Annotated in this window: 20 protein-coding genes; all 20 read right to left on the bottom strand. The window is 71.8% G+C overall.

Annotated elements, in window-relative coordinates:
* Window positions 1-174 precede the first annotated feature (174 nt).
* A complete protein-coding gene (gene rplS / locus HNR25_RS16810) occupies window positions 175-519 on the bottom strand; it encodes a 50S ribosomal protein L19 (protein WP_184636593.1) in 345 nt (114 codons plus the stop codon).
* Window positions 520-820: 301 nt separating this feature from the next.
* Window positions 821-1603, bottom strand: coding sequence for a tRNA (guanosine(37)-N1)-methyltransferase TrmD (gene trmD, locus HNR25_RS16805; protein WP_184636591.1), 783 nt, complete (start codon window positions 1601-1603; stop codon window positions 821-823).
* 98 nt (window positions 1604-1701) lie between these two features.
* Complete coding sequence (gene rimM, locus HNR25_RS16800; RefSeq protein WP_184636589.1) at window positions 1702-2214, bottom strand: ribosome maturation factor RimM; 513 nt, start codon at window positions 2212-2214, stop codon at window positions 1702-1704.
* A gap of 137 nt (window positions 2215-2351) precedes the next feature.
* Window positions 2352-2594: an RNA-binding protein gene (locus HNR25_RS16795; RefSeq protein WP_179769298.1), complete on the bottom strand. Its 243-nt coding sequence runs from the start codon at window positions 2592-2594 to the stop codon at window positions 2352-2354.
* Between the two features lies 1 nt (window position 2595).
* Window positions 2596-3069: a 30S ribosomal protein S16 gene (gene rpsP / locus HNR25_RS16790; protein WP_184636587.1), complete on the bottom strand. Its 474-nt coding sequence runs from the start codon at window positions 3067-3069 to the stop codon at window positions 2596-2598.
* 305 nt (window positions 3070-3374) lie between these two features.
* Window positions 3375-4967: a signal recognition particle protein gene (gene ffh / locus HNR25_RS16785; RefSeq protein ID WP_184636584.1), complete on the bottom strand. Its 1593-nt coding sequence runs from the start codon at window positions 4965-4967 to the stop codon at window positions 3375-3377.
* A gap of 100 nt (window positions 4968-5067) precedes the next feature.
* Complete coding sequence (locus HNR25_RS16780) at window positions 5068-6285, bottom strand: LolA-like protein (protein ID WP_184636583.1); 1218 nt, start codon at window positions 6283-6285, stop codon at window positions 5068-5070.
* A gap of 432 nt (window positions 6286-6717) precedes the next feature.
* Window positions 6718-8025, bottom strand: a complete 1308-nt coding sequence (locus tag HNR25_RS16775; RefSeq protein ID WP_184636581.1) for an ammonium transporter — start codon at window positions 8023-8025, stop codon at window positions 6718-6720.
* Window positions 8026-8446: 421 nt separating this feature from the next.
* Window positions 8447-9616 (bottom strand): signal recognition particle-docking protein FtsY, encoded by a 1170-nt coding sequence (ftsY, locus tag HNR25_RS16770; RefSeq protein ID WP_184636579.1) that lies wholly within the window; start codon window positions 9614-9616, stop codon window positions 8447-8449.
* Between the two features lie 125 nt (window positions 9617-9741).
* Window positions 9742-10776 (bottom strand): FecCD family ABC transporter permease, encoded by a 1035-nt coding sequence (locus HNR25_RS16765; protein ID WP_376767513.1) that lies wholly within the window; start codon window positions 10774-10776, stop codon window positions 9742-9744.
* Between the two features lie 7 nt (window positions 10777-10783).
* Window positions 10784-11728 (bottom strand): ABC transporter substrate-binding protein, encoded by a 945-nt coding sequence (locus tag HNR25_RS16760; protein ID WP_184636577.1) that lies wholly within the window; start codon window positions 11726-11728, stop codon window positions 10784-10786.
* Between the two features lie 421 nt (window positions 11729-12149).
* Complete coding sequence (smc, locus tag HNR25_RS16755) at window positions 12150-15710, bottom strand: chromosome segregation protein SMC (RefSeq protein ID WP_184636575.1); 3561 nt, start codon at window positions 15708-15710, stop codon at window positions 12150-12152.
* Between the two features lie 540 nt (window positions 15711-16250).
* Entirely contained in the window at window positions 16251-16442 is a 192-nt protein-coding gene (locus tag HNR25_RS16750; protein ID WP_184636573.1) for a hypothetical protein, read from the bottom strand.
* Window positions 16443-16732: 290 nt separating this feature from the next.
* Complete coding sequence (locus HNR25_RS16745; protein ID WP_184636571.1) at window positions 16733-17023, bottom strand: acylphosphatase; 291 nt, start codon at window positions 17021-17023, stop codon at window positions 16733-16735.
* A gap of 46 nt (window positions 17024-17069) precedes the next feature.
* Window positions 17070-17936 carry a bifunctional DNA-formamidopyrimidine glycosylase/DNA-(apurinic or apyrimidinic site) lyase gene (gene mutM / locus HNR25_RS16740; RefSeq protein ID WP_184636569.1) on the bottom strand — a complete coding sequence of 289 codons (867 nt, stop codon included), beginning with the start codon at window positions 17934-17936 and terminating at the stop codon, window positions 17070-17072.
* Between the two features lie 7 nt (window positions 17937-17943).
* Window positions 17944-18711: a ribonuclease III gene (gene rnc, locus HNR25_RS16735; protein ID WP_184636567.1), complete on the bottom strand. Its 768-nt coding sequence runs from the start codon at window positions 18709-18711 to the stop codon at window positions 17944-17946.
* A 299-nt stretch (window positions 18712-19010) separates the two neighbouring features.
* Window positions 19011-19184, bottom strand: coding sequence for a 50S ribosomal protein L32 (rpmF, locus tag HNR25_RS16730; RefSeq protein ID WP_184636565.1), 174 nt, complete (start codon window positions 19182-19184; stop codon window positions 19011-19013).
* 143 nt (window positions 19185-19327) lie between these two features.
* Complete coding sequence (locus HNR25_RS16725) at window positions 19328-19906, bottom strand: YceD family protein (protein WP_312862736.1); 579 nt, start codon at window positions 19904-19906, stop codon at window positions 19328-19330.
* Window positions 19907-20129: 223 nt separating this feature from the next.
* Window positions 20130-20618: a pantetheine-phosphate adenylyltransferase gene (gene coaD / locus HNR25_RS16720; protein WP_312862580.1), complete on the bottom strand. Its 489-nt coding sequence runs from the start codon at window positions 20616-20618 to the stop codon at window positions 20130-20132.
* Between the two features lie 68 nt (window positions 20619-20686).
* Window positions 20687-21268, bottom strand: coding sequence for a 16S rRNA (guanine(966)-N(2))-methyltransferase RsmD (gene rsmD / locus HNR25_RS16715; protein WP_184636561.1), 582 nt, complete (start codon window positions 21266-21268; stop codon window positions 20687-20689).
* Between the last annotated feature and the right edge of the window lie 67 nt (window positions 21269-21335).

The raw sequence follows: 21335 nt of genomic DNA, 5'->3' as shown, positions 1-21335 counted from the left end.
GCAGACGCACGGGAGAGCCAGAACTGCGGGACCGAGTGCCGCCGGCGCGAACCACTGCGCAGACCGCCGCACCGAAGGCCGAATCTTCGTTGTCCATCGGAACCGAAGCCTATCCGAGCGCGGCACTGCGTGTCGGGAAAGCCACAGCCGCGATGCGTCGGGCGCGGTCGGGCCTCAGCGGCGCTCGGGGATGCGGGCCTTCTTGCCGCGCAGGTGGCGCAGGTAGTAGAGCTTCGCCCGGCGGACACGGCCGCGCTGGACGACCTCGAGCTTCTCGATCACGGGGCTGTGTACCGGCAGGGTGCGCTCCACCCCCACGCCGTAGCTGATCTTGCGGACGGTGAACGTCTCGCGGTTGGCTGCGCCGTGGCGCCGGATCACGACGCCCTTGAAAACCTGGACGCGCGAGCGGTTCCCCTCGGTAACGCGCAGGTGCACGTTCAGCGTGTCGCCCGGGCGGAAATCGGGAATGTCCGAGCGCAGTTGGGCTTTCTCAATTTCCTGAATAGCGGTGTGCATCTCAGCTGTTCCTCATCGATTGCGCGCCGGCGACGGACAGTGCGGTTCGCGCGGGCGGATCTGCTGCTGGGGTCCTACGGTGCGCCTCTGCCGGGTCTGCGCGGCCGCCAGGAGTGAAACGGCGGCATGCGAACGACGCGCGACGGCAAGGGCAACTCCCCCAGTCTGCCACAGGTTCGCCACCACTCTGTAACCGAGCCCGACCGCCTCCGCCGGGCGACCTGCATAGGGGCGCCCGGTCCGTCGACCGGCCCGGCCCGTCGACCCGCCCGGTAGCGGCACCGGCCGCGGGGGCTCGGCGCTACTCCTCCGGGACTCGCTCCAGCAGCTCCAGCACCAGCTCACGGTCACTGCGTTCCAGCTCGTCCAGGCGCCGGGCGGCCAGTTCACGCAGCAGTTCGGGCCGGTTGCGCGCGGTCTTGCGCAGCGCCTCGTGGCGCCGCCAGCGGTCCACCGCACCGTGGTCGCCCGACAGCAGCACCGGCGGCGCCTCCTGGTCGCGCCACTGCGCCGGCTTGGTGTAGACGGGGCCTTCCAGCAGGTTCTCCATCGCCCCCGACGCGAACGAGTCCTGCACCGCCGACTCCGCGTTGCCCAGCACCCCCGGCAGCAGCCGGGAGACCGTCTCGACGACGACCAGTGCCGCCGACTCGCCGCCGGCCAGCACGTAATCGCCGATGCTCACCTCTTCGACCGGCATGCGCCGCGCCGCGTCGGCCGGCACGCGGGCGTCGATGCCCTCGTAGCGCCCGCAGGCCAGCACCAGCCACGGCTCCGCGGACAGCCGCTTGGCGTCGTTCTGGGTGAACGGGGCCCCGCTGGGCGTGGGCAGCACCAGCCGGGGCGGCGCCTCTGCGCCGGCGGTGACCGAATCCAGGGCCTCGCCCCAGGGCTGGGGTTTCATGACCATGCCGGGACCGCCGCCGTAGGGGGTGTCGTCGACGGTGCTGTGCCGGTCGTAAGTCCAGGTCCGCAGGTCGTGCAGCCGGATGTCGAGGATGCCCGCCGCCCGCGCCTTGCCGATGAGCGACAGCTCCAACGGCGCGAAGTAGTCGGGGAAGATGGTGATGATGTCGATGCGCATAGGCGTGCGGATGCTCCCGGCGGCGGGTGCGGCGCGCGGCCGCCGACGATGCGGTCAGGGGCGGATGCCGGCGGTCGCTCCGGCACTGCGCCCGGGGATCATTCGCCCAGGTCGAGCAGTCCGGGCGGAGGGTCGAGCACCAAGCGGCCCGCGTCTGTGTCGATCTCGGGAACGAGCTCGCGGACGAAGGGCACCAGCACTTCGGCGCCGTCGGTGCCGGTGATGACCAGGACGTCCTGGGCGTTGTGCAGGATGTCGGCGACGGTGCCCACGGTGGTGCCCTCGGTGGTTTCGGCCCGCAGACCGACGAGTTCGTGATCGTGGAACTCGTCGGGATCGCCGGTCGAGGCGACGTCGGCGGAGTCGACGAGCAGGGTGGTGCCGCGCAGCCTTTCGGCCGCGGTGCGGTCGCGGACGCTGGTGAACCGCACCAGCAGACGGCCCGCATGCGTGCGCGCGGAGGCCACGGTGAGCGGACCGGTCCCCGGGGGGTCGGTGTGCAGGAGGGCTCCCGGTGCGAAACGCGCATCGGGGTCGTCGGTGCGCACCTCGACGGCCACATCGCCGCGGATCCCGTGGGCGCGGCCGATCAGGCCGACTACGAGACGCATCGTCCTCCTGCGGTTCCGGGCGCGCGAAAACGCTTCGCGCGCATGACGGCGCCGCGCCGCTCCCGGGGAACGGCGCGGAGGCCCCGGTTCCGGCCGCACGGCCCGCGGTGCGGGACGGCCGGAACCGGAACCGGCGCTCAGCGCACTTCGTTCAGGTCCAACAGGTCGACGCGGACGTAGCGCCCGCCCGCCAGCGAGCCGACGACGGTGCGCAGCGCCTTGGCGGTGCGCCCGTTGCGGCCGATGACCTTCCCGAGGTCGTCGGGGTGGACCCGGACTTCGAGTACCTTGCCCTTGCGGAGCCTGCGGGCTCTCACCTGGACATCGTCGGAGTTCACGACGATGCCTCGGACCAGGTGCTCAAGCGCCTCTTCCAGCACGTCAGGCCTCGCCCTCAGGCTCCGTGGTCGTGTCTTCGGCGGTCTTCTCGGACTTGCCGGAGTTCTTCTCCGAGCCTGAGGACTTCTTGGACTTGCCGCCGCCCTTCGCGGACTCGTTGTCCGGCAGCACCATCTCCTTGAGCACAGCCTGGAAGGCGGCCTCCTCGGCCTCCTTGTCCTTAGGCTCAGCCACCTTCACCGGCGACTGCGGCTCCGGCAGCCCCTTGAAACGCTGCCAGTCACCGGTCAGCTTCAGGATGGTCTTGACCGGGCCGGTGGGCTGCGCCCCCACAGAGAGCCAGTGCTGCGCCCGCTCCGACTTCACCTCGATGAAGCTCGGCTCTTCCTTCGGGTGGTACTTCCCGATCTCCTCGATGGACTGGCCATCGCGCTTGGTGCGGGCGTCGGCGACGACGATGCGGTACTGCGGCGTACGGATCTTGCCCATACGCTTGAGTTTGATTTTGACAGCCACGGGTGTGGTATCTCCCAGTTGCGATGCGATTGCCCGTCATCGTGCCGCGTGGGGATGCGGCCGAGTGTTCAGGCGGGGACGTTAGGTGCCCGGGCTAGTTAGAGGGCCGGCCCATCACACCGTTGGTCAACTACATATTGTGCCAGAACTCGACGTGCGCAACGCGCGTCGCCGAGGTGTTCGGCGGGTCGAGCCGGCATGAGAGCCGTCTCACCGCCGACCTGCCCGGACGCCTTCCGCGCGCGGAAGGCGGGCCCGGGCGGGTCCCCGGGGCGGAGGCGGGCCGCTCCGGGACCGCTCCGCCCCTACTTCTTGGGCAGCTTGAAGTTCGACAGGTCGGGCATGTCACCGCCGCCCAGGCCGGGGGGCAGCTGCTGACCGCCGCCGAGGCCGGGAGGAAGCTGCGGCGCCTGGTCGTCCCCGCCCTCCTCGCGGCGGCGCTCGCGTTCGGCTTCGCGCTCGGCCTCCTGCTGCTTGGCCTTGAGCGGGTTGCCGCTGCGCTGCTTGCCCTTCTTCGCCTTCTTCGCCTGGCCCTTGGCCTTCTTGCGGCTCGCACCGCCGCCCGCGCCGGACGCGCCTCCCATGCCCGGCATGCCGCTGTTCTTCATCTGACGCATCATCTTCTGCGCCTCGAAGAAGCGGGTGACCAGCCCGTTGACGTCGCTGACCTGGGTACCCGAACCGTTGGCGATGCGCAGGCGCCGCGACCCGTTGATCATCTTGGGGTTGCCGCGCTCGGCCGGGGTCATCGACCGGATGATCGCGGTGATGCGGTCGAGGTCCTTCTCGTCGACGTTTTCGACCTGGTCCTTCATCTGCCCCATGCCCGGCATCATGCCGAGCAGGTTGCTGATGGGACCCATCTTGCGCAGCATGCCCATCTGCTGCAGGAAGTCGTCGAGGGTGAAATCGTCGTCGGAGGCCAGCGTGCCGGCCATCTTGGCGACTTCGTCCTCTTCGAACGTACTCTGCGCCTTGTCGATCAGGGTGAGCACGTCACCCATGTCGAGGATGCGCGAGGCCATCCGGTCGGGGTGGAACAGGGTGAAGTCGTCGAGCTTCTCGCCGGTCGAGGCGAACATGATCGGCCGGCCGGTGATGTGGCGGATCGACAGTGCGGCACCGCCGCGGGCGTCGCCGTCGAGCTTGGTGAGCGCCACCGCGTCGTAGCCGACGCCGTCGAGGAAGGACTGGGCGGTGTTGACCGCGTCCTGACCGATCATGGCGTCGACGACGAACAGGATCTCGTCGGGAGTGACCGCGTCGCGGATGTCGGCGGCCTGCTGCATCATCTCGCTGTCGACACCCAGGCGGCCGGCGGTGTCGATGATGACCACGTTGTGGTTGTTGTGCTCGGCCTGCTCGACCGAGGCCCGCGCGACCTCGACGGGGTCGCCCACGCCGTTCCCGGGTTCGGGCGCGAAAACGGGCACCTCGGCGCGCTCGCCCACCACCTGCAGCTGGGTGACGGCGTTGGGGCGCTGGAGGTCGGCGGCCACCAGCAGCGGGGTGTTGCGCTCGGCGGCCAGCCACCGCCCGAGCTTGCCCGCCAGCGTGGTCTTACCCGAGCCCTGAAGGCCGGCGAGCATGATGACCGTCGGCGGGTTCTTGGCGAAGCGGAGCTCACGGGTCTCGCCACCGAGGATGTCGATGAGCTCGTCGTTGACGATCTTGATGACCTGCTGCGCCGGGTTCAGCGCCTTGGAGACCTCGGCGCCTTGGGCACGCTCCTTGATCCGCGCGATGAACGCCCGGACCACGGGAAGCGCGACGTCGGCTTCCAGCAGCGCGAGACGGATCTCCCGCGCGGTCGTGTCGATGTCCTCCTCGGACAACCGTCCCTTGCCGCGCAGCGAGGTGAAGACCGAGGTCAGCCGGTCGGATAGCGTCTCGAACACGAGTTTGGCCAGTCCTTCGTCTCGGGATTGACTTCCCAGGCTACCTGCCGGAACACGCCGAACGCGCCCCGGCGGAAGCGCGTCCGGCATGCGGGGTGCATCAGCCGCCGCTCGCGTCGCCCTCGTCGGGGGATCCGGAGGCGTCCCCGGACGGCTCTCCGCCCGCGGAGGCGCTGTCGCGCTCGTCCTGCACGGCCGAGACCAGGGCCGTGCGGGCGTCGCCGCCGAGCCCGCGCGTGGACAGCCGGGCGTCGCCGCTCATCTCGTAGCTCACCGGCGACGTGCTCGGCTGCAGGCTGAAGTTGACGCCGCAGGACAGGTCCGTGCTCTCGCCCGCCTTCAGCTCGGCGGAGTCGTCGCACTCCTTGGAACCGAGCTCGTCGTTCTCCACCGTGGCGTCCATGCGTACGGTGACGCTGGTGTCCCCGCCGCCGTCGGAGGTGTCCTCGGCGGTCCCCGATACCTCGCAGGCACCGCCGGTCTGGCAGTCCAGGTTCAGCTGTTCGCTCCAGTTGACGCTCATCCGCGCGTCGGGCACGCCCTTCAGCCCGTCTTCGGCGACGGTCAGCACATCGTCGTAGAGGGTCTGCACGTCCGGGTCCTCGGGGACGGTGAAGTCCAACCGGGTGCGGGGGCCGGAGTCGGCGCCCTCAGGGGTCAGCTCCTCGATCTCGGCGCGCAGCAGCCGCCCGGAGTCCTCCCCGATCCACACCCGGTTGCTGTCGCCGCCGTTGAGATCGACGCGGTAGGCGGTGGTGCCGTCGAGGTTCTCCAGCTCGGCCTCGCCGCCGGGCGGGGCCATGGCGCCGAGGATGTCGGCCACCGCGGCGGGCGCCAGCATGGAGGCGGGGTCGACACCCAGCTGTCCGCCGTCCAACCGCACCCAGGAGCCGGCGTAGGAGTCGGCGTCCGGGTTGGTGATGTTCTTGTCCAGCCAGTACGCGTCGGGCGCGTTGGCGAAGAGCTTGCCGTCGGCCTGCAGGACCTCGGCCTCGTTCTCATTGGTCTGCACCGTGCCATGCGCGGTTCCGGCGCCGGTGGTGGTGAGCGATACGTCGCTGACCACGCCGTCCTCGCCCTCGGACATCCGGCCCTGCACGGCCACGGCGGACTGCCCGCGCAGACTGTCCAGCGCCGATTCCAGCAGCGGAGCCGCCTCCACGGGCGTGGGCGAGGGAGAGGGCTCCTCGCTGTCGGCTCCGGGGCGGAACTCGCTGAGGTCGATGGAGCAGCCGGACGCGCCGATCACGACAGCGGCCGCCGCCGCGAATGCGGGGAATCCGCGCGATCGGCGGGTGGTGCGAAGAGCCGACGACATCTTGCCTCCTGCCCCCTTGCCATGGGGTGCATGTGGTGTCTGGGGAACTTGGCTGGATGAATGGGACGCGCGGGCCGTCGATTCGGCTCCGGGCACGTTCTGCCAAGAGGGCGCGGAATGCTGCGGGAGGCGGGCAGGGGCCGCGGCGCATGTCCGGCGCCCTCGTTGTTGCGGCTAAGCGTACCCAACGGGTCGGGGCACCGACGCGCTACACGGCCGACGCGCCCGCAGACGGTGCTGGCCGGTCCCGGCCGCGGTGTCGGCGTATGCGGGCGGGGCCGGCGCGTCGCGGCCGGGCTCCGGCGGGGGTGCGGACGTGAGGCAGCCCACGCCGCCGCACACGCGTCCGGGCCGACGGGGATCGCTCCCCGCCGGCCCGGCGTCAGCCTCACCGCTGCGGCTCGGCCGCACCGCCTCTACATTGAGTCGGGATCAGGACCGCGCCTGCCGTGAGGCCAGCTCCCCACCCGGAGGCGTCGGTGAGGAGGACTCGCCGCCTTCGAACTCGTCCAGCTCGTCGAAGGCGTAGGCGGTCTCGTCGTGCAGCTCGGCGTCGATGCCGTTGGTCTCCACGTGCTCGGGGATCCTGAAGCCCATCACCAGGTCGATGACCTTGGCGATGACGTAGGTGACCACGAAGGAGTAGACCAGCACGCCCACCACACCGATGGCCTGGACGGCCAGCAGACCGGCGGAGCCGCCGTAGAGCAGGCCCGCGGAGCCGCCGGCCGAGGAGGCCGCCAGCAGACCGATGAGCAGCGAGCCGATGATGCCGCCGACCATGTGGATGCCGACGACGTCGAGGGCGTCGTCGTACTTGAACTTGTACTTCCAGCTGATCGCGTAGGCGCAGACGGCACCGGCGATCAGGCCCAGCACGACCGCGCCCAGCGGGGTCAGGTCGGCCGCGGCCGGGGTGATGGCGACCAGACCCGCGATGGCGCCCGAGGCGAAGCCCAGCGCGGTGGCCTTGCCGTAGCGGATGCGCTCGACCAGCATCCAGGCGCCGGTGGCGGCGGCCGTGGCGACCTGGGTGTTGAGCAGCGCCAGGGCGGCGGCGCCGTCGGCGGCGTAGGCCGAGCCCGCGTTGAAGCCGAACCAGCCGAACCACAGCAGGGCCGCGCCCAGAAGCACGAACGGCAGGTTGTGCGGGCGCATGGACTCCGACCCGAAGCCCTTGCGGCGGCCCAGCACGAAGGTGAGCGCGAGGGCGGCGGCGCCGGCGTTGATGTGGACCGCGGTGCCGCCGGCGAAGTCGACGACCTCGTAGCCGCCGATCTCCAGGGCGCTGACCCAGCCGTCTCCCCAGACCCAGTAGGCCACCGGGGAGTAGACCAGCACCGACCAGATCGGCACGAACAGCAGCCAGGCGCCGAACTTCGCGCGGTCGGCGATGGCGCCGCTGATCAGGGCCACCGTCAAGACCGCGAACATCATCTGAAAGGCGACGTCGAGCAGGACCGGGATGCCGCCGCTGACGTCGTTGACGAGTCCGGTGACTCCCAGGTAGCCCAGGCCGCCGACGAACGGGCCTGCCGAGTCGTAGGCCAGCGAATAGCCGACGAGCACCCACAGGACGCTGACGAGCGCGATGCTCGCGAAGCTCATCAGCATCATGTTCAGCACGCTCTTGGCCCGGGCCATGCCGCCGTAGAAGAAAGCCAGTCCGGGGGTCATCAGCATCACCAGTGCCGATGAGATCAGCAGCCACGCGGTGGTACCGCTGTCGATGCCTTCCATCGTGTCGCCTCCATAGATCGGGCGGGGGATCGATTCGTTCGTCCGAGGGATGGATCGGCGAGCACGTCATCGGGCCCGGAGATCACCACGGGCACCACGATCGGAGGCATGTGTTTCCCAGCGCCGCCAGGTGTGTTGCACCGGCATGAAGAGACGGCCCGGTGTGTTAAGCGACGGTGAACCGGCCGACCGGAGCGGGGGCGCGGAGCGGCCCGGCCCTTTCATCGGACACCGCGGGGCTGCGGGCACGGGCTGAGAGCGCGGGGCGCGTCAGCCCGTGCCCGCAGCTTCCAGGACGGCCCGGCCACGTGGCGCTCGGAGACTGCCGGGGCCCCGGCTGCAGCCGCCCCGCGCGGTTGTCCGACCGGGCCGGTCGATCGGGTTGTTCGACCGGGTTGTTCGACCGGGTTGTTCGACCGGGTTATTCGACGTTTTCGAGGAGGGCGTCGACGAACCCCTCGGGGTCGAAGGGCGCCAGGTCGTCGGGGCCCTCCCCCAGTCCCACGAGCTTGACCGGAACGCCCAGCTCACGCTGGACCTGGACGACGATTCCGCCCTTCGCCGTGCCGTCGAGCTTGGTGAGCACGATGCCGGAGACGTCGACCGCCTCGGCGAACACCCGTGCCTGGCGCAGCCCGTTCTGGCCGGTGGTGGCGTCCAGCACCAGCAGCACGTCGTCCACGCTGCTCTTCTTCTCCACGACCCGCTTGACCTTGCCGAGTTCGTCCATCAGGCCGGTCTTGGTGTGCAGCCGCCCGGCGGTGTCGACGATGACCGTGTCAGCGCGGTCGTCCATGCCGCGCGCAACCGCCTCGAAGGCCACGCTCGCGGGGTCGGCGCCCTCGTCCCGGCGCACCACCGGCGCACCGACGCGCGAACCCCAGGTCTCCAGCTGGTCGGCCGCAGCGGCGCGGAAGGTGTCGGCCGCTCCCAGGACCACGCTGCGGCCGTCGCCCACGAGCACCCGGGCGAGCTTGCCGGCGGTGGTGGTCTTTCCGGTGCCGTTGACGCCGACGATCAGGACCACCGCGGGCCCGCCCGCGTGCTGCTCGGTGTGCACGGTGCGGTCCCGGTCGGTGCCGATCTGGGCGAGCAGTTCCGCACGCAGCAGCTCGCGCACGTCGTCGGGGGTGCGGGTGCCCAGCACCTTGACCTTGGTCCGCAGGTTCTCGACGATCTGGGCGGCCGAGGTGACGCCCACGTCGGCCGTGATCAGGATGTCCTCGATCTCCTCCCAGGAGGACTCGTCGAGCCGGTCCGCCGCCAGCAGGCTCAGCAGGCCCTTGCCGAATACGTTCTGCGACCGCGCGAGGCGGGCGCGCAGCCGCACCAGCCGGCCCGCCGAGGGCGGCGGGGTCTCGATCTCCGGGGCCGCCGGGGCCGGTTCTACCGGGGCGGTTTCGGGAGTGCCCTCCTGTTCGCCGGTGGGCGCCTCGGGCTCCGCCGTCGCCGCGCCCGCGGTACCGTCGGCACGCTCGTCGGGCGGCGGCTCCGGAGGGGCCCCGGTACGGCGCGGCCGAATCAGGAACGCTCCGCCGACGACGAGCAGGGCGACGGCGAAGATGATTACGGCGAAGATCGTGTAGTCCATCAGTCTCCTAGCGTGTGCGTGCGCCCTGGACGCCGATGCCGCGCGCGATCCTCGGCCCGGGGAGGAGCCACAACGGCGCCCAGTATCCCAGATCACGCCTTCGGATCAGGTCCCGCGCCGGCGCCTCAGGTGGCTCTGCTGCGTGTCGCCCGCAGGATGAACACGAAGAACGGGGCGCCCACGAACGCGGTCACCACGCCCAGCGGCAGCTCGGCGGGCGCGATCACGGTCCGGGCTGCTATGTCGACCAGCACCAGGAACGCCGCGCCGCTCAGCAGCGACATGGGCAGAATCATCCGGTACCCGGTCCCGACCAGGCGCCGGACGATATGGGGAACCACGATCCCGACGAAACCGATCAGTCCGCTGACCGACACCGCCGCCGCGGTGGCCAGCGACGCGGCCGAGATCACCAGCAGCCGCACGCCGGTGGCGTTCAGCCCCAGGCTGAGCGCCTTCTCGTCGCCGAGCGCGAGCATGTCGAGGAGGTAGCCGCACCCCATCAGGACCAGCAGGCCCGCCGCCGCGTAGGGCGCGATCATCGTCACGTCGTCCCAGCCGCCGGTACCGAGGCCGCCGAGCATCCACGAGTAGATGCGCCGCAGCTCCTCGACGCGGATCATCTGCACCAGGTTCTGCGCCGCGGAGAGGAACGACGACACGGCGACACCGGCCAGCACCAGGGTGGCGGTGCCGTTTCCGCCCGCCGCGGAACCGAGCGCGTAGGCCGCGGCCACCCCCGCCAGCGCGCCGGCGAACGCCGCGACCGGCACCACGGACCCGGGCGAGCTCAGCACCTCCCGGCCGAAGGCCAGCACGAGGGTGGCGCCCAGGCCCGCGCCGGCGGCGGCGCCGAGCAGGTAGGGGTCGGCCAGCGGGTTGCGGAAGACCCCCTGGTAGGCGGCGCCGGCGCTGGCGAGCAGCCCGCCCACCAGCGCACCCAGCACCACGCGGGGCAGCCGCAGTTCGAGGAGCACGGACTCCTGCAGCCCGCTCAGCGGGGAACCGACGGGGCTGAAGGGGATGCGGCTCAGCAGCGCTGCGGCGATGTCGCCGGGGCCGAGCGAGGCGGCCCCGGCGGCCACGCCGAGGAGCATGCAGGCGCCGAGCACCGCCAGGCCCAGCGGTAGCCACAGCCAGGCGGTCCGCTTATGTCGCACGGCCCCGTTACCCCTCCTGGGCGGCGTCGGTGACGGCCGCGGAGACGCTCTCGGCCAGGTCCACCACGCGCGGGCCCCAGCGCGAGGCGATGTCGGGGTCGAGGTGGACGACGTCCCCGTCGCTCACAGCGTCGATGCTGTCGAACGCGGGGCGCTCGCCGAGGTCCTCGACGGCCCCTTCGCCCGGGTAGGCCAGGAAGACCAGGTCGGGATTCTGATCGACGACGTACTCCGCGGACAGCTGCGGGTAGCCGCCGGCCGTGTCTTCGGTGGAGTCGGCGATGTTCTGCAAGCCGAAGCGGTCGTAGACCTGGCCGATGAACGTCTCGGAGGTGACCGAGTACATCCCGGAGTCCAGCTCGTGGTAATAGGTCAGATCCGATTCGCCGATCTCGGCGGTGGTCTCCTCGACGATCGCGTCGACGTCGGACTCGACCCGATCGGCGACCTCGCCGGCGCGGTCGGCGTTCCCGGTGGCCTCGCCGAGTGTGCGCATCTGGTCGTAGGCCTGGTCGAGGTCGGCGGCCGACGGCAGGATCAGCACCGGGACGTCGACCTCCTTGAGCTGGTCGGCGGTCTCGGCCGCGTTGCGGGCCAGCACCACCAGGTCGGGTTCGTACTCGACGATGGCCTCGACGCTGGGCTCGAAACCGGACAGGTCGGTCGTCGGCGCCTCTTCGGGGTGGTCGGAGTGCTCGTCGACGGCGGTCACCTGGTCGCCGGCGTCGATCGCGAAGAGCATCTCGGTGACCGAGGGCGTCAGGGAGACGATGCGCTCCGGCGCGGATTCGAGGGTGACCTCGCCGGAGGCGTCCTCCACGGTCACGGGGAAACCGGCGTCCTGGCTTTCGGAGGGGTCCTGGTCCTGGCCGGAGTTCTGCGGGCCGCCGCAGGCGGAGAGCGTGAGTGCTGCCAGCAGCAGTGCGGCGGACAGGCGGCGTGCGCTTGGCACGGGGCTCCTTCTGGGTCTCGATGGGCGCGGCAGAGAGACGGAGCCCGCGCGCTGCGCGGTGCGGTCCGCCCTCCCGCGAGGACAATCGGCCGCGGCACCGCGGAGGCGACCTGGCTCGCCCGCCGGGGCGGGGCTCACAGTTGCGGGGCAGCGCCGGATTCGCGGGACGAGGGGCGGTCCCGCACCGGACTTCGCTCGCGCGGTGCCGTTGCCCTGCGGATTCGCACCGCAGAGCACCGTGTCCACTTTAGCCGCTGCGCGCCGCTCATCCGCGGGCGGGGGACGGTGGACACCGTGACCTGCACGGATACGGAAACGGCGCGGCGTTCGTCACACGCATCCGCCGCGCCTGCCAAGTCGGCCGCTCGCCGCTCGCCGCGTGCCGTGTGCCGCGTCCGGCGGCCGCACGCGCGGGCGCGCGTCACGGGCCCGGAGCCGACCGGTCCAGTTTCTGGCTGATGACCTGGGAGATGCCGTCGTTGTGCATGGTCACGCCGTAGAGGGCGTCGGCCGCCTCCATGGTGCGCTTCTGGTGGGTGATGACGATGAGCTGCGAGGCTTCCCGCAGCTCGTCGAAGATCACCAGCAGTCGCTGCAGGTTCGTGTCGTCCAGCGCCGCTTCGACCTCGTCCATGACGTAGAACGGCGACGGCCGGGCCTTGAAGATCGCGGCGAGGAAGGCCACCGCCGTCAGGGACCGTTCGCCGCCGGACAGCAGCGACAGCCGCTTGACCTTCTTGCCCGGCGGGCGGGCTTCGACTTCGACGCCGGTGCCGAGCATGTCGGTGGGTTCGTTGAGCACGAGCTTGCCCTCGCCGCCGGGGAAGAGGCGGCCGAAGATCTGGGCGAACTCGCGCTGGACGTCGGCGAAGGCGCCGGAGAACACCTCCTGCACCCGCGCGTCGACCTGCTCCACCACGTCCAGCAGGTCCCGCTTGGTCTTCTTCAGGTCCTCCAGTTGGGCGTTGAGGAAGGCGTGGCGCTCCTCCAGCGCGGCGTACTCCTCCAGTGCCAGCGGGTTGATCTTGCCGAGCTGGTTGAGCTGCTTCTCGGCGGACCGGGCGCGCTTCTCCTGGACCTCGCGGACGTAGGGCACGGCCACCGCCTCGTCCTCTTCGGCATCGGCGGGCGGCGGGACCGGTACACGGGGCCCGTATTCCTCGACGAGCACCGCGACCTCGACGCCCATCTCGTCGACGGCCTTGGTCTCCAACTGCTCCAGGCGCAGCTTGCGCTCGGCGCGGGCGACCTCGCTGCCGTGGACGGTGTTGACGAGCTTCTCCAGCTCCACCGACAGTTCGCGCACCCGCGCCCGCACGGTCTTGAGTTCGGCGTCGCGGGCGGCGCGCTCCTCCTCGGCCTGCTTGCGCTGGGCGTCGGCGTCGGCAAGAGAGGACTCGATCCGCTCCAGGGCGCGGTCGGCCGCGTCGGCGACGGACTCGGCCACGCGCGACTGGCTGCGCCGGCGGGCACGGCGCTCGGCGTCCTTGCGGCGGGCGTCGCGTTCGGCTTCGGCCGAGCGCAGCAGCCCGTCGGCGCGTCCCGCGATCGAACGCACCCGTTCCTCGGCGGTGCGCACGGCCAGGCGGGTCTCGGTCTCGGTGGCGCGGGCGGTACTGGCGCGTTCGGCGAGTCCGTCGCGGTGCCCGGTGTCGGGTTCGCCCTCGTCGGCGGGCTGCGCCTCGGCCTCGGCCAGCCGCTCCTCCAGGCCGGCGAGGTCGTCCAGGTCGCTCTGCCGGGCGGTGGCGGCCTTGGCCGCGGCCGACGTGTAGCGTTCGACCTCGGCCTCGGCCGCGCGGGCCTGCCCGCCGAGTTTGCCCAGCTGCTGGGCGGTGTCGTTGCGCTGCTTGTCGGCGGCCCGCCGGCGGGCGGTGACCTCTTCCAGAACGGCGGCGAGTTCGGTGCGCTCGCTCTTGGCGGCGTCCAGCCGCTCGGCGGCGTCCTCGGCCGCGACCGTCGCGGCGTCCAGCCGCTCGGCGGCCTCGTCGACGGCCGCCTGCGCCTCCAGCAGGCTGGGAGCCGTGGCCGATCCGCCCTGCACCAGTCCGGCGCTGTAGAGGTCGCCGTCGGCGGTGACGGCGCGCAGGTCGGGCTGTGCCGTCAGCAGGTCGCGGGCCCGGTCGGCGTCGGCGACCAGCACCACGCGCTCCAGCAGCGCGCCGACCGCCGGTTCCAGGCGCTCGGGCGCGGTCACGGCGTCGGCGGCGTAGCGCATCCCGCTGGGCAGCGACGGCCAGTGCGCGCGCGGCGCGGCACCCGTTCCGCCGCCGGCCACCACCACGCTCGCGCGCCCGCCGTCCTCGTTCTTGAGGAGTTCGACGGCGGCCCGGGCGGTGTCGGCGTCATCGGCGGCCACGGCCTCGGACGCGGCTCCGAAGGCGGCGGCGACCGCCGTCTCGTGGCCGGACTCGACCTCGATCAGCGCGGCGACCGATCCGGTGAGCCCGGGCAGGCGCTCCTGGGCCGCCAGCAGCGCTGCGGCGCCGTCCTTGCGGGTGAGGCCGCTTTCCAGGGCTTCCTTGCGGGCCGCGAGCGCGGCGCGTTCCCGCTCGGCGGTGCGCTCGGTCTCGCGCAGCTCGTTGAGCCGGGCGTCCATGGCGTCCAAGCGCCGCTTGGCCGATTCCTGCTCGGTGTCGAGCTCGGCGTCGCCCTCGTCGAGCCCGTCCGACTCGGCTTGGGCGCGGTCGTACTCGGCCCGGGCGGCCTCGGCGCGCTCGCGCGCCTCGACGGCCGCGGTGTCGAGCCGCTCGACTTCGGCTTCGCTCGCGGCCAGCCTGCTGCGCAGCGCATCCACCCGGCCGCGGAGCTTGGCCAGGCCCTCGCGGCGGTCGGCGGCGGCGCGGGCGGCGGCCGCCACGCGCTCCTCCTCGGTCTTGAGCGCCTCCTCGGCGGCGGTCCGCTCGGCCACGGCGCTCTCAAGGTTCTCGCGGGCGTCGTCGAGCCGGTACTGCAGCTCCTCTTCCTGGGCGCGGGCCTCTTCGGCCTCGCGCTCCAGCTCGTCGGGGTCGCGCCCGGACCGCTCCTCCTGCGGTTCGGCGGCGAGGTTGCGGTGGCGCTCGGCGGCCAGCGACGCCACGGCGCTGAGGCGCTCCTTGAGCCGGGAGAGGCCGTGGTAGGTGTCCTGCAGGCGGGACACCGCGGGTGCCGCCTCGCTCACCGCGGTGTCCAGCTCGGTCTCGCGCGCTTGCGCGTCGGCCAGAGCTTTCTCGGCGGCCTCCCGGCGGGTGCGCACGGCCGCTTCGTCGGCCTCCTCCTTCTCCAGCGCCTCGCGCAGGGTGACGATGTCGTCGGCGAGCAGGCGCAGTCGGGCGTCGCGCAGGTCGGCTTGGATGACCGCGGCGCGCCGGGCGAGTTCGGCCTGCTTGCCCAGCGGTTTGAGCTGGCGGCGCAGTTCGGAGGTGAGATCGGTGACGCGATCGAGGTTGCCCTGCATCGCGTCGAGCTTGCGCAGCGCCTTCTCCTTGCGCTTGCGGTGCTTGAGGATGCCGGCGGCCTCCTCGATGAGGCCGCGGCGCTCCTCGGGTCCGGCGTGCAGGACCGTGTCGAGCTGGCCCTGGCCGACGATGACGTGCATCTCCCGGCCGATGCCGGAGTCGCTGAGCAGCTCCTGGATGTCCAGCAGCCGGCAGGTGTCGCCGTTGAGGGAGTACTCCGAGCCGCCGTTGCGGAACATGGTCCGCTTGATGGTGACCTCGGTGTAGTCGATGGGAAGTGCGCCGTCGTGGTTGTCGACGGTCAGGCTCACCTCGGCGCGGCCCAGGGCGGGGCGGGACGACGTACCCGCGAAGATCACGTCGTCCATTTTGCCGCCGCGCAGCGACTTGGCGCCCTGCTCGCCCATGACCCAGGCGAGCGCGTCGACGACGTTGGACTTTCCGGAGCCGTTGGGGCCCACGACCGTGGTGATCCCGGGTTCGAGCCGCAGTGTGGTGGCCGAGGCGAAGGATTTGAAGCCGCGCAGCGTGAGGCTCTTCAGATACACGCCACTGGCCCCCCTTACGCCGGTGTCCGCATGCCGCCTCGGTGCGGCTCGGGGATCAAGAGTGCCACGGACCGGGGGGCCGCGTCTGCGTAACCGCCCTGATCGCGCGCCTTCGCCGACCACACCGCCCACCCGAGGGCGCCCCGTGCCGCCGGGGCGGCGGGCGCGCGGGTGGGCCGGGCGCGGACGACGGGCGGCGCCGAGCGCCGCCTTCGAGACGCCGGCGGGTGACCGCGCGGCGGTTTCAGGCGGCGGAGAGCGGCGCCGGGTGCGGTAGCGGTCTCCGGTCGGCAGGCGACGGAGCGTGTCGCCTTCGGTGCTTCCCGGGCCGACCGGGTGGGCGCTCCTCGGCCCGACGGGCCGACGGGCGCGTCCGCCGGGATCGGACGACGGGGATCCCGAGTGGTTCCGGGAACCGGGAAACGCGTCGTCGACGGGTTCGTTCGTCGGTTCGCGGGGGAATCGCTCCCCCTGCGCCCCGCTGAGGGGCGCCGGTACCGACAGTGGCGCCCCTGAGTCGTGTCCGCGGGTCGCGGGGCTTCAGGCGAGCGCGGGCTCGCGGTCGGTCGCGGGGACAGCGGCTTCGGTCACAGCCGCCGAGAGCTGGTCGTTTCGCGCCTGAAGCCGACTGATCTCGTCTTCGAGGTCACTTACTCGTTTCTGCAGCCGCCGCATTTCCTGAACCATCTGAGGATCAGGACCTCCGACGTGGCCAAACAGAGCCTTCGCCATGATGTGGGTCCTCCACACTGAGTGACCAGCTTCGATTCACGCCCGTATGAGCCTCGGGAGCGCCCGTACTGCTCGGCTGCCCCGGGTAGGAAAGGCGCGCGGTCTACTTTCCAGAGTCTCACCGCGGGTGTTGCTGGTCAAGGTTGTACGAAACAGTTGGTTACGCGCTGTAATCAGACATGCCGCGACGCGTGATCCTCGAAAACGGGCACTCCCGTGCGCGCATCCCGACCGCCGCTTCCGGCGCCGGGACGGGTGCCCGCGGATCGCGTCGCCTCTCCCAAGGATACTCACCGCTCGGTGAACCCGGAGAAGGTGCCCCTGGGATTCTCCCATCTCTCGACGACCCCCGCCACCTCCCCGGGGGTGTCGCCGCCGCGCAGCAGGTCGAGGAGCCGCCGGCAGTCGTCGCCGGGCCCCTCGGCCACCACCTCGACCCTGCCGTCGCGGAGGTTGGTCGCGGCACCGGTCAACCCCAGCTCCAGCGCGCGGGCGCGCACCCACCAGCGGAATCCGACCCCTTGCACACGGCCGCGCACCCACGCCAGCAGCCGTGCCCGGTCGTGTGTCTCGCCTCCCACGGGCTCGTCCTCCCGGTTTCGCGTATACGGGGCGCGGGGTCCGCACTCAGCGGCGCGGCGCCCGCTGGCAGCGCGGACAGCTGTAGGACGAGCGGTTCATGAAAGCCTCGCGCCGGATCGGCGCCCCGCAGCGCTCACAGGGCTGCCCGCTGCGCCCGTAGGCCTTCAGACCGCGCTCGAAGTACCCGCTTTCGCCGTTGACGTTGACATACAGGCTGTCGAACGAGGTGCCGCCCGCCGCCAGCGCCTCGCGCAGCACGTCGCGCACGTGCTCCAGCAGAGCGCCGACCTGCCGGCGGCGCAGGTTCTCCGTGGGCCGCGCCCAGTGCAGCCCCGCACGCCACAGCGCCTCGTCCGCGTAGATGTTGCCTACCCCGCTGATCGCGGATTGATCCAGCAGCGCGCGCTTGACCTCGGTGCGCTTGCGCCGCAGCAGGGCGGCGAACGCCTCGTCGTCGAACGCGGGGTCGATGGGGTCCGGCGCGATGTGGCCGATCGCCGCAGGCACGCCGGCCGAGTCCCCCCGGGCGTCGTCGATCAGCGGATCGACCATGAGATGGCCGAAGGTGCGCTGGTCGACGAAGCGCAGCTCGCGTTCGGCCGGGCCCAGTCCGATGCACACCCGCTGGTGGCGCTCGGCCGCGCGCTCGCGCGGCTGCACCAGCAGCTGTCCGCTCATGCCCAGGTGGGCCAGGAGCGCGTCGCCGGAGTCCAACTCCAGCCACAGGTACTTTCCGCGGCGGCGCGCGCCGGCGACGGTGCACCGGTCCAGCCGCGCCGAGAAGTCGTCGGCTCCGGCGGCGTGCCGACGCACCGAGCGGGGGTGCAGCACCGCCACGCCATCGACGGTGCGGCCGCGCACCCAGTGCTCCAGACCGGCGCGGACGACCTCGACCTCGGGAAGTTCGGGCACGGCCGGCTCAGTCCTCGTCGGAGGCGTCGGCGTCCCCGGCCGCCTCGGCGGTGTCGGCGGCTTCGGCCGCGCGCGCCGCCGAAGCGCGGATGGCCTTCCAGGCCGACTCGGCCGCCTGCTGCTCGGCTTCCTTCTTGCTGCGGCCCTCGCCCAGGCCGTAGTCGTCGCCGGCCACGCGCACGGTGGCGCGGAAGGTCTTCTGGTGGTCGGGGCCGCTCTCCTCGACGTGGTACTCGGGGACGCCGAGCATCTCCGAGGCGGTGAGCTCCTGCAGGGAGGTCTTCCAGTCCAGCCCCGCGCCCAGACCGGAGGCGGTGGCGATGAGGGGGTCGAACAGCCGGTGCACGAAGTCGGAGACGACGTCGAGCCCGCGGTCGAGGTAGACCGCGCCGATGACGGCCTCCAGCGTGTCGGCGAGGATGGAGGACTTGTCGCGCCCGCCGGTGCCCTCCTCGCCGCGGCCCAACCGGATGTACTCGCCCAGCCCCAGCTCACGCGCGACGTCGGCGAGCGCCCGCATGTTCACCACGGCCGCCCGCAGTTTGGCGAGCTGGCCCTCGGGCAGGTCGGGGTGTTCGCGGAAGAGCGTGTCGGTGACGATCAGCCCCAGCACGGAGTCGCCCAGGAACTCCAGGCGCTCGTTGGTGGGCAGACCGCCCTTCTCGTAGGCGTAGGAGCGGTGCGTCAGCGCCCGCGCCAGTACTTTCGCGTCGAGCTCGACCCCGATCGCACGGTAGATCTCGCGGGCCTCGGCCGCGTTGAGTTGTGTGGCCACCGACGTTCACACTCCTGATCCTCGCTCGGCCCAGGCGCGCGGTCACGCGCGCGGCTGCGCTCGACAAAGCCGATCAGGGACGCTCGAGGGCGAGGTGAGCGTCGCGGAGAGGCGCTGCCCCTGCCCGGCGGCCACCACGGCCTCGGGATAAGCCCGAACCGGCGCGGTCGTGTTCGATTGTCGCGGATCACCGGAACCGGGGCGGGACCCGGGCCGGGCGTTCGCGGGGACGCGCTGGTCTCCGCGCCGCCGCCCGGGTCCGCGCATCCGCGGCTTCGGCTCGTAACCGGCCGGGAACCTCAGACGTCGAGGACCTGGCGGTTGTTGTAGGTGCCGCACGACGGGCACGCGGTGTGCGGGAGCTTGTGGTCGCGGCAGCGCGGGCAGGTGACCAGCACCGGACGCGCGGCCTTCCACTGGGAACGGCGCTTGCGCGTGTTGCTCCGCGACTTCTTCTGCTTCGGGACAGCCACGTCAATCCTCCTGGGTCATCCCGCGCGGTCGCGGGAGCGTTACTGGCATGGGCGCGCCCCGCGACAGCGGGGTGCACCGCGGTGCTCCGGCGGTCCGCCTCCGCCCGGAGGCGTGAACGAGGCGCCCCGCGAAGCAGGGGTCGTCAACGGTCGCCGAACTCCTCGCCGAGGTTCCGCAGCGCCTCCCAGCGGGGGTCGATGCCCTCGCCGTGACCGTGCTCGGGCCCGGCCTCGGCGAGCTTCTCCCCGCATTCCGCGCACAGCCCGGGACAGTCCTCCCGGCACAGCGGCGACAGCGGCAGCGCGAGCACGACCGCGTCGCGCACCACCTGTTCGAGGTCGAGAAGTTCGCCCTCTAGATAGTAGTCCTCTTCTTCGTCTTCGGTGTCCGTGTCCTGGGGGCCCAGGCCGTCCTCGCCGGGGTAGCGGAACAGCTCCTGGAACGGCGCCTCCAGTGTGCCCTGGATCGGATCCAGGCACCGGGAGCACTCGGCCTCGTAGCCGGTTTCGGCACTGCCGGTGACGAGAACACCCTCCATCACGGCCTCAAGCCGCAGGTCGAGCTCGATCGGCGCGCCCTCGGGCACGCGCGCCATGGCAGTCGCGAGCTGCGCGGGTGCTGGCGCGGACCGCTGCACGGTCCGCATGGAGCCGGGCTGGCGCCCCAGCGGCCGGGTATCGACCACCAGAGGGGCTCGGGCGTCTAGACGAGACAGAGTGATCGCGCTTTCAGCAGTAGCCGCGTCCGCACGGGAAACGGCGGTTCGGCGACCGTCGCAACGGCCTCTCGGACGGTGGGACTCCCTTGGACAACCGCGGACAACCGCGGACAACCGTGAACAAGGAAGAACGGCCACGCTCGGAACGAAGACGTAGCCGATCAGCCAGTATAGCTACGCCCGCAGACCCGTCCCAAATCCGTCGCCGATCCGGGCCGGGCGGCCCTCAGGCGGAGTCGCCGCCCGTGTACTTGTCGCGCAGCCGCTGCTCGACGTGCGGCGTGACCAGGCTACTGACGTCGCCGCCGTACTGGGCGATCTCGCGCACGAGGCTGGAGCTGAGGAACGAGTACTGCGGGTTGGCCGTCATGAACATCGTCTCCACTCCCGAGAGGCGGTAGTTCATCTGGGCGATCTGCAGCTCGTAGTCGAAGTCGCTGACCGAGCGCAGGCTGCGGATGATCGCGCCGATGTCGTTGTCGCGGCAGAAGTCCACCAGCAGCCCGCTGAACTGGGAGATGGTCACGTTGCTCACATCGGCGGTGCACTCGCGCAGCATCGCGACTTTCTCGTCGACGCTGAACAGGCCGCGCTTGTTGACGTTGGTCAGCACCGCGGTCACCACCTCGTCGTACTGCCGCGCGGCACGCCCGATGATGTCGATGTGTCCGTTGGTGACCGGATCGAAGGATCCGGGGCAGACGACGCGACGCACTGGATCGTTCCTCTCGACGTGCATGGGGTACCGCCGCGAACGGCCCCGCGGAACGCGGACCGCGGTGCTCAGCGCAGGCCGGGACGGCTTGCTGCGTGACCGTACCAAAGGGCGGCCTCCCCGTATCGGCGGACCCGGTCCGGCGTGTACCCCTCGGGCCAGGCCAAATCGCCGCCGCGGCTGGCGCGCTCGACCACCACCAGCGCACCCGGCCGCAGCCACGCGCCGGCGCGCAGCCCTTCCAGCACCGACGCGATCTCGCCGTCGTCCGCGGCGTAGGGCGGATCGGCCACAGCGACGTCGTAGGCGCCGTCGCGGGGGCCCTCCTGCAGAACCCGGAGCACCCGCCCCGCCGCTACACGCGCACCGGGCAGCCCCAGCGCGGCGATGTTGGACCGCAGGGTGGCGACCGCCTTGCGGTCGTACTCCACCAGCAGCGCATGCTCGGCGCCGCGCGAAAGCGCCTCCAGCCCGATCGCCCCCGAACCCGCGTAGAGGTCGAGCACCCGCGCCCCCTCGAACGTGCCCAGATCCGACAGCGCCGAAGCGAACAGCGCCTCACGGGCGCGGTCGCTGGTGGGCCGGGTGTTGCGGCCGCCGGGAACGGCGATTCGGCGGCCGCGGGCGGCGCCGGCGATGATGCGGCTCATGCCGGTCACGGTAGCGCGGCGGGACGGGTTCCGGAGTCCGCCGCCCGCGGCGGTGCTTCAGGCGCAC

The sequence above is a fragment of the Streptomonospora salina genome, from assembly GCF_014204715.1.
Classification (GTDB): Bacteria; Actinomycetota; Actinomycetes; order Streptosporangiales; family Streptosporangiaceae; genus Streptomonospora; species Streptomonospora salina.
The sequence above is the reverse complement of the archived record's forward strand: the minus strand, read 5'-3'. Positions and strand labels throughout refer to the sequence as shown.